This window comes from Peribacillus sp. P4_C12, from assembly GCF_056402095.1.
The window spans coordinates 1-805 of the sequence record NZ_JBFUIB010001027.1 but is presented as its reverse complement, the minus strand read 5'-3'; the positions used below and the strand labels follow the sequence as shown (position 1 = coordinate 805).

Here is an 805-nt window from a genome sequence, read left to right as displayed (position 1 = left end):
TACTGATGGTGATTCACTTTATCTAAAGATTAACTATTGAACCTACGAATTACAGGGAGGGTATAATTTGAATGCTATTAAGCTATTGCTCTGGGTACCATTCATAGGGTTTTTAGTTTTTCTGCCCTATGCAAATAAAATAGAACCTTACATATTAGGAATGCCTTTTTTGTTATTTTGGGTTGCATTTTGGATGGTGATGGCTTCGGTTATTTTAATGATTGTATATAAGTTCGATCCTGATAATAAAGGGAGTGATCTAGAATGAATATCTCATTATTTATTATTGCTATCTTCTTAGTTCTAGCTCTTTATTTAGGGATAAAAGCAAGAAAAGGAAAGGATATGGATATGGAGCAATTTGCCGTAGGCGGCAGGGGCTTCGGTACATTCTTTATTTTTCTACTAATTGCAGGTGAAATTTATACAACATTTACGTTTCTCGGTGGAAGTGGATGGGCTTACTCAAAAGGAGCAGCGGCTTATTACGTTCCTGCATATATATTCTTAGCCTATGTACTATCTTATTGGTTAGTGCCCAAAATATGGAGATATTCAAAGCAACATTCAATTATTTCTCAGCCAGATTATTTTGCATCAAAATACAGCAGTCGTTCAATGGGGATGTTAGTGGCTGTTTTGGGAAGTTTGGCACTTGTACCTTATATAGTTATACAACTCAAAGGGTTAGGGATAATTGTTTCAGAAGCTTCTTACGGAGCAATTTCACCAGTTGCAGCTAGTATAATAGGTGCTATCGTTGTAACAACTTATGTAATGATATCAGGTATTCATGGCTCAGCAT

General features: G+C 35.7%; 2 protein-coding genes. Both read left to right on the top strand.

Annotation, left to right across the window (positions count from 1 at the left end):
- The first annotated feature begins 67 nt into the window (after positions 1 to 67).
- Positions 68 to 268 carry a DUF3311 domain-containing protein gene (locus AC1DUW_RS30990; RefSeq protein ID WP_053346153.1) on the top strand — a complete coding sequence of 67 codons (201 nt, stop codon included), beginning with the start codon at positions 68 to 70 and terminating at the stop codon, positions 266 to 268.
- Positions 265 to 805: sodium:solute symporter family transporter (locus AC1DUW_RS30985; RefSeq protein ID WP_477644476.1), on the top strand; the 541-nt coding region annotated here is incomplete at its 3' end. The genes AC1DUW_RS30990 and AC1DUW_RS30985, both read left to right, overlap by 4 nt.